This is a genomic window from Cupriavidus nantongensis (genome assembly GCF_001598055.1).
Classification (GTDB): Bacteria; Pseudomonadota; Gammaproteobacteria; order Burkholderiales; family Burkholderiaceae; genus Cupriavidus; species Cupriavidus nantongensis.
In genome coordinates, this window is record NZ_CP014844.1 from 3,617,935 (window position 1) to 3,633,177 (window position 15,243).

The 15,243-nt window shown below is 57.9% G+C and carries 11 protein-coding genes; 1 reads left to right on the top strand and 10 read right to left on the bottom strand.

Features of this window, described 5'->3' with window-relative positions:
• Nucleotides 1-5: 5 nt before the first annotated feature.
• The 5 genes from A2G96_RS16675 to ltrA all read right to left on the bottom strand — a co-directional run bounded on the left by A2G96_RS16675 (nt 6) and on the right by ltrA (nt 6,522).
• The gene (locus A2G96_RS16675) at nt 6-710 is read right to left on the bottom strand and encodes an ABC transporter ATP-binding protein (RefSeq protein WP_062801076.1); all 705 of its coding nucleotides are present in this window, start codon (nt 708-710) and stop codon (nt 6-8) included.
• Nucleotides 703-2,523, bottom strand: coding sequence for a branched-chain amino acid ABC transporter ATP-binding protein/permease (locus A2G96_RS16680; RefSeq protein ID WP_062802223.1), 1,821 nt, complete (start codon nt 2,521-2,523; stop codon nt 703-705). The genes A2G96_RS16675 and A2G96_RS16680 overlap by 8 nt, the downstream gene beginning before the upstream one ends.
• 14 nt (nt 2,524-2,537) lie before the next feature.
• Nucleotides 2,538-3,422, bottom strand: coding sequence for a branched-chain amino acid ABC transporter permease (locus tag A2G96_RS16685; RefSeq protein WP_062801079.1), 885 nt, complete (start codon nt 3,420-3,422; stop codon nt 2,538-2,540).
• A gap of 24 nt (nt 3,423-3,446) precedes the next feature.
• Entirely contained in the window at nt 3,447-4,649 is a 1,203-nt protein-coding gene (locus tag A2G96_RS16690) for an ABC transporter substrate-binding protein (RefSeq protein ID WP_231909586.1), read from the bottom strand.
• Nucleotides 4,650-5,283: 634 nt separating this feature from the next.
• Nucleotides 5,284-6,522: a group II intron reverse transcriptase/maturase gene (gene ltrA, locus A2G96_RS16700; RefSeq protein ID WP_231909587.1), complete on the bottom strand. Its 1,239-nt coding sequence runs from the start codon at nt 6,520-6,522 to the stop codon at nt 5,284-5,286.
• Between the two features lie 874 nt (nt 6,523-7,396).
• Here ltrA and A2G96_RS33355 point away from each other — a divergent pair.
• Nucleotides 7,397-7,597, top strand: a complete 201-nt coding sequence (locus tag A2G96_RS33355) for a hypothetical protein (RefSeq protein ID WP_150124157.1) — start codon at nt 7,397-7,399, stop codon at nt 7,595-7,597.
• Between the two features lie 89 nt (nt 7,598-7,686).
• On the opposite strand, the gene A2G96_RS16710 is transcribed toward A2G96_RS33355, so the two are convergent.
• The 5 genes from A2G96_RS16710 to wecB are packed head-to-tail and all read right to left on the bottom strand — an operon-like array spanning nt 7,687 to nt 15,221.
• On the bottom strand, nt 7,687-10,608 hold the full coding sequence (locus tag A2G96_RS16710; protein WP_150124158.1) for a glycosyltransferase: 2,922 nt from the start codon (nt 10,606-10,608) through the stop codon (nt 7,687-7,689).
• Nucleotides 10,609-11,970: an ABC transporter ATP-binding protein gene (locus tag A2G96_RS16715; protein ID WP_035476787.1), complete on the bottom strand. Its 1,362-nt coding sequence runs from the start codon at nt 11,968-11,970 to the stop codon at nt 10,609-10,611.
• On the bottom strand, nt 11,960-12,799 hold the full coding sequence (locus A2G96_RS16720) for an ABC transporter permease (RefSeq protein WP_062801088.1): 840 nt from the start codon (nt 12,797-12,799) through the stop codon (nt 11,960-11,962). The genes A2G96_RS16715 and A2G96_RS16720 overlap by 11 nt, the downstream gene beginning before the upstream one ends.
• Nucleotides 12,800-12,850: 51 nt before the next feature.
• Nucleotides 12,851-14,074: a glycosyltransferase family protein gene (locus A2G96_RS16725; protein WP_150124159.1), complete on the bottom strand. Its 1,224-nt coding sequence runs from the start codon at nt 14,072-14,074 to the stop codon at nt 12,851-12,853.
• Between the two features lie 7 nt (nt 14,075-14,081).
• Complete coding sequence (wecB, locus tag A2G96_RS16730; protein WP_062801092.1) at nt 14,082-15,221, bottom strand: non-hydrolyzing UDP-N-acetylglucosamine 2-epimerase; 1,140 nt, start codon at nt 15,219-15,221, stop codon at nt 14,082-14,084.
• Nucleotides 15,222-15,243 lie beyond the last annotated feature (22 nt).

A 15,243-nucleotide genomic window follows, 5' to 3' on the forward strand; every position in this document is an offset into this window, starting at 1 on the left:
AAGTGCTAGCCACCTAGATAGGCAGCCGACAGTCCGCTGTCCGCTGCCAACTCTGCGGCGCGCCCGTGTTGGACCACACGCCCACGTCGCAGGACATAACCTCGTTCCGCGAAGCGAAGTGCCAGCGCTGCAACTTGCTCGCACAGGACGATCGTCGTCCCGGCCTGGCTGACTTCGTGGATAACATTGAAGATCTGCTGCACGATTACTGGAGCGAGGCCAAGCGACGGCTCGTCGAGTAGCAGGCAGCGAGGCTGATGTACAAGCGCGGATGACAAGATCAGCATTTGCTGTTGCCCACCCGACATCAGGCCTGCCTGTGTCGACCGCTTCTCCTTCAAGATGGGAAAGCGCGCATAGGTCTGTTCAAGAGCAGAGGAGAATGACCTTTCGCTGCGTCGGAAATCCCATGCCAGACGCAAGTTCTCCTCAACCGTCATACGGTGAAACAACCTACGCCCTTCCATCGCATGCACGATGCCGAGTTTTGCCCGTGCGTGCGCCGGGAGCGCAGTAACATCTTTTCCATCTAGCAGCACTTGCCCTTCGGCACAGGGAACCAGGCCAGAGATCGCCTTCATCAACGAAGACTTTCCCGCGCCGTTTGCCCCAAGCACCGCAGTGATGGCTCCGGGGGATGCGACCACGTCGCATTCCTTTACCGCGGTGATGGCACCGTAGCGGACGGTCAGCCCTTTGACTTCAAGCATGGTTGACCTCCTCTTCCATCGGAGTACCGAGATAGGCTTCAACTACTGCGGCGTTGGTGTACATGCCCTTCATATCGCCTTGGTAAATCAGTGATCCACTTTCGAGCACCACTACGCGGTCCACGAGATCGTCGAGGAAGTCCATGTGGTGCTCGATGATCACCACGGCGACATGACGTCGCTTTAGCGCGCGAAGAACTTCGGCAAGCTTCTGAAGCTCCGGCTCCGACAGGCCCGCGGCTGGCTCGTCTAGCAGAACGATTCGCGGATCCGCAACCAGAACGCGGCAGAGTTCGACCATACGCTGATCGCCATATGGCAGGTCCTTCACGACAGCATCCGCAACCGAGGTGAGTCCAGCCAACTCCAGGGCCTTATCAACCTGTAACAACATCTGAACTTCTTCGTATCGGGAGGATTTCAGGTTGAACGTCGCTCCGGCCCTGCCATGCCGGTAAAGGCGTTGCGCACCGAGAATTACGTTCTCGCGCACGGTGAAAGACTTGACCAGACGCGGATCCTGGAAGGTCCGCAGCACGCCTCGCTGTGCGACGAGATGATCGGGCAGGCCCGAGATCTGTTCGCCTTCGAACTGGACCTTTCCTGAATTCGGCTTGTAGAGCCCACTTATCACATTAACGAGCGTACTCTTGCCGGAGCCGTTCGGCCCGACGAGTCCAATGATTTCACCGTGTTCGATCGACAGACTCACCTTGTTCAGTGCCTTGACCCCAAGGAAGCTCAGCGCGACTTCTTGGACCTCCAGCAGTGGACCGGCGTTGGTGCTTCGTTGCACGACCGCACTCAAAGATTCCGGTGCACGGGGGTAGCTGTGCGCGACCTTCTGCACGGAATCTTTGATGTAACGGCTTCGCGGCAGGAGGAGGCCAGCGATGCCCTTCGGCATCAGGACGAACGAGACCATCAGCAACAGTCCATATGCCATGAACTGCCATTCGGAGAACGACTGAAGCTTCTCTGGCAGATAGGTCAGGACGACTGCTCCCAGGATCGGGCCGGCGAGCGTTCCGAGACCACCGACCACCGCCATAACGAGCGCCTCGATGGAACGATGCAGACCGAAGGACTCCGGGCCCAGATAGCCAACGAGGTGCGCGTACATACCACCGGCCAGGCCGATAAGTGCGGCGCTAACCATATAGGCCTCCCGCTTCGTGCCGACACGGTTCACGCCAATGCTTCCCGCGGCCACCTCCGAAGCGTGAATTGCGAACATCGCACGCCCGAATCTGCTGGTGAGGTAGTTGTGAAGGACCCATACCACTATGGCGGTGGTCGCAAGTAAGACATAGAAGTAACCGACCGGCCCGACCGCGACACCAGCAATCTTCAAGGTCTTCAGGGCTGGTGAGGGTATGCCGCTGAACCCTGCAACCCCGCCCGTCACATCCGTCCACTCGCGAATTGCTTCATAGACGATCATGCCGAAGCCGAGAGTCATCATCGCCAGGTAGGTCTCTCGAACCCTGCCGGCTGCGAAGGAAAGCAGCCAGCCTGTGGCTGCTGTCACCACGGTGCCGATCACCACGTCAAATGGCAGCGGCACCCCGACGTTGCGGGCAAGAAGCGCGCTGGCATAAGCGCCAATACCTAGAAAGGCTGCGTGTCCCAGCGAGATCAACCCCGCGATACCGGTCAGAATATTGATGCTTTGGGCGACAAGAACGTTGATGAGAACGAAAGACCAGAGCTGAACCGTCGACTCGGCGACGAACTGGGCAGTGATAGCGAGCGCGGCGATCAACACAAGGCTGGTCAGCGGGTGCCCAATAAAGGAAAGGTGCTTCTTCATGGCGTCGCTCGCAGTCAAACCTTGTTGATCTCGCGCTGACCGAATAATCCCTCTGGCCGCACGACGAGAATGATGATGAGAATGCCGAAAGCCATGGCGTGCTCGAATGCCGTCGAGACATATCCCCCTACGAGCTTTTCGACGATCCCCAGTGCGATACCGCCGATCATGGCACCTCGAACGCTCCCCATTCCACCTAGCACCGCGGCCACAAAACCGGAAACCATCAAGTTGAATCCGAATCCCGGATCCACAGTGCCATTGATCTGAGCAAGCAGAACACCAGCGAGACATGCCAGGACACCGCTGCCAATGAAGGACAAGACAATGACGCGACGTACCGGAATCCCGGTAACAGATGCAGCGGAGGGATCATGGGCCACGGCTCGGACGGCGCGCCCCCAAACGCTACCTCCAAGGAACCACTCCATCGCAAGCGTCAACGCAACTGCTACGCCAAGCACCAGGACTGACTGGGCCGAAACTTGCACGCCGGCGACAGGAAGGTATTGGGAGCTATCGAGCCAGAGCGTCGGCACCGCAATCGCTTGTGAGCCGAAGTACTTGGCGACGAATCCCTGCAGTAAGAAGCCAAAGCCAAGGGTGGAAACGGCCCATCCCATGCCATCGCCGTGCTTCAGCAATGGCCGGATTGCGATCCTCTCGGCTACAACCATCAGGACTCCTCCTACGGCGAGAGCGGCGATGAAGGCCGGCGTTGCAGGCGTTCCATATCCCACCAGCGCGGTAAATGCCACCGCACCGAACATCAGGAGGGAACCCTGACCAAAGTTGAGCGTTTTGGTGGTCCAGAACGTGAGGCAGAGACCCATGGCGATCAGAGCGTATGCCGCCCCGACACTCACGCCGGCCAGTACAAGCTGAAGGAGGAAGTCCATCAGAATCTCCTATGGAGGCCAGGCTTAGTCTTTGGCCATCTCTAGGCGCGGCTTCGCCGCGGTCTTTACGTACTCGAAAACGGCAATGTCGTTCTCCACGATCGCATGGTGCCGTTTCGGCGAGAAGGAATAGACCGCGTTCACACCGCGGAGATTCTGGATACCTTCAATCGACTTGCTGATGGCCGCTGGGTCAGTCGAATTCGCGCGTCGAATTCCTTCGAACAGCACGTTTGCCGCGTCGTAGGCATTGGCCACGGAAAGAGACATGAAAAGCTGGGGACGGCTGCTGTCGAGACCCCACCAACGGTCGGTGCCGTATTTCGCCTTGTACGCGTTGGCAAATGCGACCGCACTCGGATTCAGTTGCGGTTCGCCAAACGCCCGAATCATCGTGCCGCGCGTACCCACAACGAGATCGCCAGCAGCTTCTTGGTATGGGAGGGAAAGCGCGCCGTTCGATGCCAGGAGCGGAATGGCCATATTCATGCGCGCCATGGTTCGCCGCAACACAGCGAGATCGGCGCCCAGGCCGACGCACACGATGACATCGGCGCCCGCGCGCTGCAGCTTCGCGATCTGCGCGGTCATATCTTGGGTGCGCTGGTTATACGACTCGGTTGCGATGACTTGACCTCCGGAGGCGGCCTTCAGCTCCTTGGTGATGAGTTCGGCGCCGCTGACGCCATAAGCCGTGCTTTCGTGAATCAATCCGATCTTCTTGAACCGCTTGGAGACGTAGCCCGCCATGACACGCGCTTCGACATCGTTCTGCAGCGTGAGCGAAAAGACGTTCGGTGTCGGCGCGCCGCCTGTCGGGTAAGTCACCGCTGGTGATTGCGCGACCGGGTTGATGAAGGGTCGTCCGTCTGCGGCAGCCATCGCCACGACAGCCAGGGCGGGGCCACTCCCAGCAGGCCCGATGATGGCGACAAGCGACTTGTCATCCAGCAGCTTGCGCATGTTCTGAACGGCGCGGTCGGGAACAAGTTGATCATCGAGCACAGTCGCCAGTTCAACTTTGCGTCCGTTGATGCCACCACGCGAATTCCAGTCTGCGACCGCGAGCTCAACGCCGCGTTTGTTGCCTTCCCCATACTCGTTGTAAGGCCCCGTGATGGCCGATGTCATCCCGATCCGAATCGGCGAGGAATCGGCAGCGGGTGCCGTCTGCGCGACGACCATAAGAAGGGAAATGGCAAGAGACTTGCCGATCAGTCGAATCATGAGTTGTCTCCGTTTGTATGTGGCGCCGCTGTCCAACAGGCCACTTGCTCTGTGCCGATCTCTAATTTTCAGAGATCGACGATTCATGAACCACTATTCACGTTTGAATCTTAGTGATGAGAACAGGCGCCCGTCAAGGACGGATATGACACCCGCGGGAAAACCCCAACGCGCTACCGCCGTCGATGTTGACCCATAGGCAATTGCCAACTACAGTACATGAACAACGAGTCATTGTTCATGTACTGTGCTGTTGGGTGTCCGGGGGAGGCTTCCCGGAAATGAACTTAGAGGAGACGAATAGTGTACAAAGTGGTATCGCTTTATAAGCGCCGCGCGGACATCCAGATCACGGATTTCTTTACGCGGATACAAGCATTCGCGCAGACGTTCACTACCTCCCCCGGGTGCGAGCGGTATGTCCTGTCGCTGCCATTGGCGCAGGGGTACACAAAGGGGTCGCTTCAGAAAACGGGTAGAGTCGAGATGTGACGCGGTGGCGTTAGGTTCTGCATATCAGTAGCCGCCCCTTTCGTTTGGCGGTGCCTCATTAGCCGAACCGTGGCTCCGTTTTCACATCCCGCTCATCGAACCGGACGTGCGCTACTAACGCATCCGGCTCTCGGACAGAACATCATGCCTTCGCCCACGGAAGGTTCTGCGGAAGCTTTGGCAGGCGGATGAGTCCAAGCTGCTGGTAGAGATACTCATCGGGGTAGCGCGCTACTCCCCCACTGCGCTGCTTGTGCTTCTTGCACAACCATCGGCGGAGCCGGTTTGTGGTGTACTTGTCGAGGAACCGATAGGCAGGAGTGACCGGGCCGAGGCTAAAGTAGTTGGCCCATCCGCCAAGTTTCTGATTCAGACGCTTCACCATTTCCCCGGCATCCATCCATGCCATGTTTCGGCCTGTCTGGATACGCACCGTTTCAGTCATGCGCTTTATGCTCTTTCGCGACGGTCGAGCGGCGATGTACGGCCGCCGAGTCTTGACCGAGTAGCGCCGACCAAAGGTGTACCCCAGGAAGTCGAACTCGCCATCCGGAAGGCGGCAAATCCGGGTCTTTTCTTCGTTCACCGTAAGCTTAAGCAGGCCCATCATCTGCCGCATGGCGGCGAGCGCCTTCTGGGCATTGCTGCCCTTACAGCAGATGACCAGATCGTCGGCATAATTGACGATCCGAGCACCAAGCCGCTGTTCCAAGCCAGCCTTCTTCCACCCCAAGATAAATCGTCGCATGTACAGATTGGACAGTAGGGGTGAGATCGGCGAGCCCTGCGGAATGCCCCGCTTGGTATCCCGATTGGACGTCGTGCGCTTCTTGCGACCTCGCTCATCCTCCTCTTCCACCGGGGCATCCAGCCAGAGCTTCACCAGATGCAGAACACGCCTATCAACAACCCGGCGTGCTACCGATTTCATGAGTTCGACGTGCGGGATCGTGTCGAAGTACCCGGACAGGTCGGCGTCCACAACATCCTTGTGGCCACTGGCCAGTAGCCCGTGTACCTCGCGCACAGCGCTTTGTGCACTCCGGTTTTGTCGGTAGGCATGCTGTTCTGGCGGCAGATCGGCCTCGAAGATTGGCTCCAAGACCAGCATCGCCGCCGTCTGACACACCCTTTCCGCCAGTCGCGGAATGCCAAGCGGCCTGAGTTTGCCGTTCGGCTTTGGAATATAGACCCTTCTTACCGCTTCCGGACGATACGTTCCATCCCGAAGCTGCTGCGCCAATTCCCCAAGCCATCGCTCCTGCCCATACTGCTCAACATCATCGAACGTCAGGCCGTCTACACCCGGTGCCCCCTTGTTGGCGCGGCAACACGCATAGGCGTGCCTTAGCACGTCCATTCGATAGATCTTGTCGTACAAGGCATAGAAGCGAAACTCGGGTTCTTCCTTCGCTTTCGCATGTAACGCCGTCCGTAGTCCCTGAACGCTAATCGGAGTTGCTAGGTTTCCCAATCTCCTGTCCTTTCCCACTTTCAACGTTGGTTCTGAACTGAGGCCCCTTTCCTCCACTGGCATTACCCAGCTTCCTCGGTAATACGGGCCTCTCCGCCACCCCTATGCGCCCGGCCTGTCCGTCACCGGCTTCCGGTTGGTCGTTGCGCTCGACCACGCACGGGGCTTCCCGTGTTGCATCGGTTTCCCTCTTGTATGCATGCTGTCGCCACTACCCCGGCGGAACCGCGGGGTGCATGTTTCGCTCTCTTCCCCCACGGTGGCAGCCTTCCCCGATATTCCGACGGGTCGGCTTCCGCATTGCGTCTTTCGAGGCCTGCTCAGCGTTCACTCACGTTACGGCCTGCATACTCGCCAAGTCACTTACATGACCCTCTACATCGAAGGCTTCAGCCGCTTCGTTACCTCCACGACTGCTCCGATTGCTACCGGCTGGAGCGAGAGTTGCCGGGCGGGATTCGCACCCGCTGAGAAACCGTGCCTTTGCACGGCGCACAGAATATTGCACGCTAAGCCCCTCGACGGAGGCGCCCGCCGTTGCTTGGGCTTCAGAAATGCCATGGAGCCGAATGGTCTGAAAATCCGGCTCAGGCCCATGGCTCATCGCTAACGCATTTCCGGAAGCGGCCGCAACGGCCGGAATCTCCCTTCCTGCAGACAGTGGCTTTTTGCGACACATTTAGTCGCCAGTCAGGTCGATGTACTCCCAGCCGAGCGGTGAGAGGTACGTTCTACGCGAGTTGAGCCGGATTGACCCAACTCGCTCAGACCCACAACCGTCATGCTGCTCACGAAGGCGGCGCCCAACCTTGAGGCGGCGTCCCGTTGGTGCATCGTCTTTCGCAAGAAACGTGCGCTGGGCTCACAGGACGTCACATTAGTGCCCAGGATAGTCAAGGAAGAACTCGGGATGAGCCTCCCACTTCTTCTTGAAATACTCGCCGTTTCTGAGAAAGAGTTTGGTGTAGCTCCGACCCTGTGAGTTGGCGTTGGTAGTCTGATGCGGCTGATGCCGGATACCTGTCAGGTCTCTATAGCAGACCTTCAATCCGAGCCTTTTGATCTGGAAGCTCATGTCGGTGTCTTCGAAACAGGTCGGATCGTAAAAATCGTCGAATCCACCAGTTGCATTGAAAACAGATCTCGGAAAAAAAAAAACCCGCCAGTGCCCAGATAGCCGATGTCGGCGCGATAGCCATTGAGCAACGCCTCTTGGTTCATCGCGCGATTTTGGCAATAGTCGGCAATCATGCCGCCCAGATCGGTACGCGTGCGATCGAACCACCCAGCCGCCCATCCTACGACGCCAACGCTTGCGTCTCGAGAGAGGATCTGCAGTGCCTCGACCAAGAACGACGAGCTGGTAAACCACTGATCTGAATCGAAGAACGCCAGATACCTACCTGTCGCCAGACTTGCACCGAGATTTCTCCCGGAGGCACAGCCGTTGACGGGGTTAACTACTACCCGGACGTCCGGGAAGTTCTCAGTGATAAAGTCTGCACCGCCATCCGTACTCGCGTTGTCAACAACGATAATTTCCCGCAGGAGGCATTTTCCATGAGTCTGTAGCGACTCGAGGCAGCGCCCGATAATGTTGCGATTGTTATGGATCAGGATGACCGCGCTGACTGACGAGGCAAACCGTTTGCTCGTCTCCTCCCCGGCCAGCTGATCAAGGCGACCAAACCAGCTGTTCTTGGAAACAAACCGGTCATTTTCGTGTGCAAGTGCCTCGGAGTCATACGATCTGTTGCAGAGACGTGCAAAATCTTCGGGGGTGTCGGCAATATGGACGCCCGGATAGTCGACGATTTCGGGAAGGCGAGTGGAAACCACCGGTTTGCCAATGAATAAATATTCGAAAACCTTGATCGGTGACACGGCGTCTGAGATCTTGCCAGGGACAAAAGGCAACAGAGCCATGTCCGAGTGCTGCAGGTAGCCTGGCAGTTCATCGATTTTCTTTGATCCCAGGAAATGGATGTTCTTCGGTAGCCCCTCCTTCCCTGGGCTATCCCCGATCAGCACGACGTCCAGATGCGGATTTGCATTGGCAGCAGCGATCACCCAGTCCCACGCAAACCACTCGCCATACAGCGAGCCAAAATAGAGCGCGGTCTTCTTGCCTCGCTTCGGGAGGTCCGCTGGACGTTCGTAGGACTTGTATTTGTCGAAAATGTACTCGTTCGACGCATTGGGGAGGTACAGGGCATCCTTGCGACCCAGGTCCACCAATCGCTTCACCAGCAGCTTGGCGGTTCCGACCACCACAGGCGCCTTTTCGACGAACTGGCGATAGGTCTCCATGCTGAACCAGTCGCCACCGAGACTCGTCTCCCAATCATCGATGAGCTCAAACACGCTGCGCAACCCTCGGACATTGCAGGCCTCGAGAAACGGCAGGATTTTGGGATGCGGCAGTTCCAGCAGGATGGTGGCGTGCTCCGAAATGCGATCAAGCAGGCTGGCGGGATCAATCCTGTCTATGGAGAGGTGTGTCAGGCCAGGAACATCCAAGTCGGACTCGCTGTGCTGGCCCGTCGCGAAATCGTACTTCGGGTAAATATAGATGTAGATGACCTTTCGACCGGTCTTCAAGGCGCAGCGAGACAGTTGTGCCGCCCGCTGTCCGCCGCCAACATCGTCAAACGGTACGCCGGTAATCACAACAAGCTCATCCTGCAGCAGGGGAGCGAAATGACGGTGATCAGCTGACGCAACCGGCATCCCATTATTCAAAGGGGAGTAGACAGAGCCGGGGGCAGCCAGCCGCGAGGACCACTTGCGCTGGAGTTTTGCCTTGACCGCCCGAATGAGTGCCGGGGCGCCTCCGGTAGCCACCAGTTGATGCGATCGATTCACGTAATGCGGGATGCGCTTTAGCCTTTGTTTGGTATTCCAGGCCACACCCAGCAGACCGCTATTCCTCATCTTGATGTCCTGTAATAGCTGAGCAATGTAGATTTCTTTGTCGTACCTGTAGGCGTCCGCCGAGTGAAGGTGGGCATCGCGCTCGCTTACCTCCTGTGTCAGGCGAGTGATCTGGCTGTTACGCTCGTCCACGGCCTGCATGAGGCTCGCGATTTCCTCGTGCTGCTTCTCAAGAGCCTGCGTGAGATCAGCAATCTGTCCGCGTCGCTCCCCAAGGGTCTGCGTAAGATCAGCGATTTGCCCATGTCGCTCCCCAACGGTCTGCGTAAGATCAGCGATTTGGTCGACGCGCCGCTCAAGGGTGCGCGCAAGGTCAGCGATCTCCCCGTTACGCGCGGCTGCCTCACTTTTGAGGATATTTACCTGCGTCGCGACATCGTCTTTCTCGACGTGACAGTCGTTCAGCGTAAGCGCGAGTTCACTTGTCCATTCCGAGTTTGCATAGACCAGAATGATCTGATGTCCCGCCCAAAGCGTGTCCTGCATGGACCTGCAATCCACAACTTTTGACCAGGTTAGCCGGAACCCGTTGGCCAGTTGCGAGGGAATGTTTTCGGGGAAAAACGAAAAGAAATGCTCTTCGATACGATCGAATTCCCGGTACGGCAACGCGAGCACGATCGCCTTTCGTGCGCGACCGGAGATGGTTTTTAACACATCATACGGCCTGTGAAAATGTTCGAGCGTATTGGAAGAGAAAATCACATCAAACGTTTCGTGCTGCGCATCGGAACCTGCGAGCCAGTCCGCGTTGATAAAACGAACGGTCGGGTAGCGCTGGGCGGCTTGCCTGATGGCCACGGACGAGAAATCGACGCCAGCAACCTGCTCCGCAGGGACAAAGCTGGCCCAGACATCGGTGCCATCGCCTTGGGCGCAGCCCCAGTCGGCGAGCGTGAGCCCCTGCCGCTTGATTTGATCCATCAGCCATTGCGGAAGGCCTTCAATGGCAATCCGCGCGAAAAAGCGTGATTGCCTTGGTCCTTCAAAGTCCTCCCAGTTCCCTGAGAAACGGGTGTCCCAATAGGAGTTGGAATTGATGATTTTGGGCGTGTTCACTTATTTCACCAGTATTTTCTGCTCGATGGCTGGCTGAAAGATGCCAAAAAGCCGTTGATCAGAGAGGGACGAAAAGTAGTGCGCACCCTCCACATATTCGTAGTAGTGGATGTCGCGATGCTGGCGGTTTTCCACCGCCGCAACCAAGAGATACTTGCCCGTCACGAGCGGGTTCGTCAGTTGGAACGAGACACTGAAATGCTCGTCATCAGGCAAGGCATTGCCGCCGAAATCATGTGTCGTTGACACAATGAGGTCAGTGCCTTTCAGATCCTTGATAGAGAAGGCGACGCTCAGGTGCTCGCGCGAGATCGTCTTTGGTACATGCAGGTCGATCACGATCTCCAACCGGTCGCCCCAGGGCAGGACATCCTTGCGGTTGCCATAGCCATCGCGCACCGAGGCACTTTGAATGGTGCCCTTGTGCGACCCCCAGTGGGTGACGGGGCGGGCATCGAGCACGCATTCCGGCACGACTGGCGGTGATGCGACCATCTCAGATTGCGTGCCAGCTTCGGTTGCCGCGCACCCGGCGTTCCGAATATCGGCGCTCGTATTTCCCAGGGCACCCGAGTCCCGCTGCGATGTGATGTCCGCCCGCAATGCTTCGTCTGCGGTCTCTTCGTCCTTGAACATGAACTCCATATACCGGCCGGTGACGGGGAACACGTCGCCATGTTCGAGTAAGCGCCCCTTGTCGAGCCATATCGCTCTTTCGCATAGCGTGCGAACGGATCCGACGTCGTGGCTGACGAAGAGGATGGTGGCTCCCTTTTCCTGAATGTCCTTGATGCGCCGCATGCATTTGGCAACAAAGCGCGCATCACCCACTGCCAGCGCCTCATCGACAATGAGGATATCCGGGTCCACGTGAATCGCAATCGAGAAGGCCAACCGGGAATACATACCGCTGGAATAGGTCTTCACCGGCTGGTCGAGAAACTCTCCCAGTTCCGAGAACGCTAGCACCTGCTCCATCCGGGCCGCCATTTCCTCTCGTGGAAACCCGAGGATTGAGGCATTGAGCATCACATTCTCGCGGCCCGTGAATTCGCTATTGAATCCGGCGCCGAGTTCAAGCAAGGCCGCCACGCGTCCACTCGTCCGGACCTCCCCGGAGGTAGGCGTGACGGTGCCGCAGATCATCTGCAGCAACGTGGATTTCCCGCTGCCATTTCGCCCGACGATGCCAACCGTCTCCCCTTTTTTGATCTCGAAGGAAACATCCTGGAGCGCCCAGAATTCCTTGTAGAACTGCTTTTTGCCTCGCGAAAGCATCTGCACCAGCCTGTCTCGAGGCTTGTCGTAGATGTGATAGCACTTGGCAAGTCGGTCAATTTTGATCGCGATCTCAGAGGACATCAGCGAACCCCTTGCGCGTTTTCTGGAACCACGCAAAGCCCAACCAAGCAATCATCGAAGTTATGAAGAGGTAGCCGATCCAGACCACCCAGTCCGGAGCTTTACCCCAGATCATCACGTCGCGCGCCTGTTCGATCGTCAGCGTCAACGGGTTCACTTGAAGAAAAGGACGATAGGCTGCGGGAAGCGATGAGACGGAATAGAAAATTGGAGAAAGAAACATCAAAACAGCAGTAATCACGGTTATGATTTGCGTAACATCGCGCAAATAAACCCCGAGCGAGGCGAGTAGCCAGCTCACCCCGAGCGTCAGCAGCGCAAGGGGCAGCAGCACCAGAGGAAGCAGCACTACCGTCAGCGGTGGCACGCCAAAGAAGATCAGATAAAACAGGAGCCACACGCCGAGACTGATCAGCATGTGAAATGCGGCGGAAGCGAGAGCCACGAAGGGCAGGATTTCGAGAGGGAAGACTACCTTCTTGACGTAGTTCGCATTTCCCAATACCAGACCGGGCGCGCGGTTAACACATTCGGCGAACAGATTGAAGACCATCAGGCCGGCAAAGAGTACCAGCGCGAATTCGGTCTTTGAATCCGATCCGCTGGTCCAGCGCGCCTTGAAAACCACCGAAAACACGAAGGTATAGACCGCCAGCATCAGGAGTGGATTGAAGAAAGACCAGAGCAGCCCCAGAGCCGAGCCGCGATACCGGCCCGCGACCTCCCGTTTAGCCAGGTCAAGGATCAGGCGTCGTTGCTCCCGCAACGATCGCAGGATCGCGCGCGGGCGCAGTGGGGGAGATTCATGTGGGTTGACGTTATCTTTCATGAGATTCTGCTAGAGGTTATATGCCGGTGAGAATCGCGGCAGGAAGCGTTGTCAGGCAGAGGTGCGCTTTCGGACAACATGGGCAGCTCCGTCAGAGCTGACGGGCATGCCTTTGTGCGCCGGGCTTGGCCAAGCAGCCCGTTCCAGGACGGGTTCGAAACGTTTCGCCCAGGAGACCGCTTCCTTGAAGCTGGCGATGGCGTGTGGTTCAACCACAGTCACGCGGGCTTCGTCCCACAGCGCACGCCAATCTTGGCCACGCTGTATTTTGTTGACCCCATCGTTGGCGTCGCGCAGCCGCATCTCGCCAAAGTCTGTCGACCAGACTGGCACGCCTAGGCTGCGATATTCATAGAACTTGATGGGATCAACGCTGTCGGTTAGCTCGTTGCGCTTGAAAGGAATCAGGCCAACCGCAAAGTCACGAACAAAATCGGCCATTTCGTTGAACGGACGTTCCCCGAGAAACTCGATATTCGGGGGGAGATCTGCAGGACGCGGCACGAACTCCGGACCGACCAGGCGCACGGGGATTTCCGGCAGCGCCCGGGCAATTTCACAGACCAGGGGCCAGTCGAACCATTCGCCGATTGTCCCGAGATACCCGACGTACTTTCGGGTTGCCATGATCGACGGCTGTGGCAAGTGATCGGTTGGATAGCCGTTCAGGACAGTGATCGCGTCATGCCGGACAGCCTGGATGTCCAGCGCGAGTTGATTGGAGGAACAGAAGACATCCGTAACGGTCCTGCAAACATCCTTGAGCCGTCGCTTCATGGACAGGCGGGAAACGCCACGATAGAACGCTGGAAAGTTGTCGAGCACGTCGGCAAATGAGCGCTCGTGCGGCAGGTTTTTCAGAGCCCATAGCGCGAGCGCACTGGGTCGGCCAATCCCGATGACGCAATGCCCGCCAGCGGCAAATTCGCGCAGACGTTGTCGCACCGGCCGCCAGCACAGCATTTGGTTGAGGAGGCTGCCGAGTGGCAGCGGCTCAACGGGCAGGGCCGCGGGGCGATGCAGTTCGATCCGTTCATCCGAATGCGCGACAACGGACTTCGCGTTGCGCAGCCGCTTCAGGTCGGACAGCTTCGGCAGACGTGTCGGATAGGGGTCTATCCAGAGTACAGCGCTGTAGCCGGCATTGGCGAAAGCCGTCACCATGAAGTGGGGTCGCTGCGCGTAACTGTGGTACGGAACCGACGAGAAGTAGACAAGCCTTTTCCCTGCGCCGCTCATTGTGCCGGCGCTTACAGTGTTGAGGACCTGGTTCATGAGGCCATCAACCCGCAATCTCGGAAGCAGTCGTGGCGTTTGCTGCCTGAAACGCTTTTTCCAGAATGTTGACAATGCGGGCTGAAGCGTGCCCGTCGCCATAGGGCGACGCGCCCCGGGCCATGCTGCGATAGGCGGCCTGGTCAGTCAGCAACTCCGTGACCCGATCGACGATGAGATCCGTACCGGAGCCGACCAACGCAGCCACACCAAACGCGACGGCTTCCGGCCGCTCGGTTTCCTCGCGAAGAACCAGTACCGGCTTGCCCAGCGCCGGCGCTTCTTCCTGGACGCCGCCGGAGTCGCTGAGAATGAGGTCGGCCGCTTCCATCGCCGGAATGAAGGCGAGGTAGTCCAACGGATCGCAGAGCGTAACTCGCGGGTGCTGCCCAAGTAGTGCCCGCACAGGCGCTGAGACATTCGGGTTGCGGTGTACGGGGAACAGGATATCCAGCGTGGGGTGCTGTTCGAGCAAACGCAGAAGTGCCGCGCAGATACGCTGAAGCGGCTCCCCGAAATTTTCGCGCCGATGTGTGGTGACCAGCATCATCTTGCGCCCAGGCGGGCGACGAAGAGGCACCTTACTTGGATGCTTGCGGGCGTCGAGGAGAGCGTCGATGACCGTATTGCCCGTCATGAACACGGTATCGGGGAGACACCCTTCGTCCAGCAGGTTTGAGCGCGATGATTCGGTGGGAGCAAAGTGCCACCGCGTCAGCCGTCCAGTCACAACGCGATTCATTTCCTCCGGGAACGGGTTATGCATGTCACGGGTGCGCAAGCCGGCTTCGACGTGCCCCACCGGGATGCGGTTATAAAAGGAAACAAGCGATGCGGCGAGAACGCTGGTCGTATCGCCTTGTACAAGCAGCGCAGCCGGTTTGCATTCGCGGACAACTCGTTCGAGGCCATTGATGAGGCGAGCGGTAAGGTCCGACAAGCTTTGATTTGGCTGCATCACGTTCAGATCGAAGTCTGGCTTGATCGCGAATATTTCCAGCACTTGATCCAGCATTTCGCGGTGCTGGGCGGTGGCGATCACCACTGGTGCCAGATGACTCGATTTGGCCAGAGCTTTGACGACCGGAGCCATCTTGATGGCCTCAGGCCGGGTGCCAATCACAACTGCAACCTTTTTCTTTTCCATGTGAAATCTTGTTGTTGTGTAC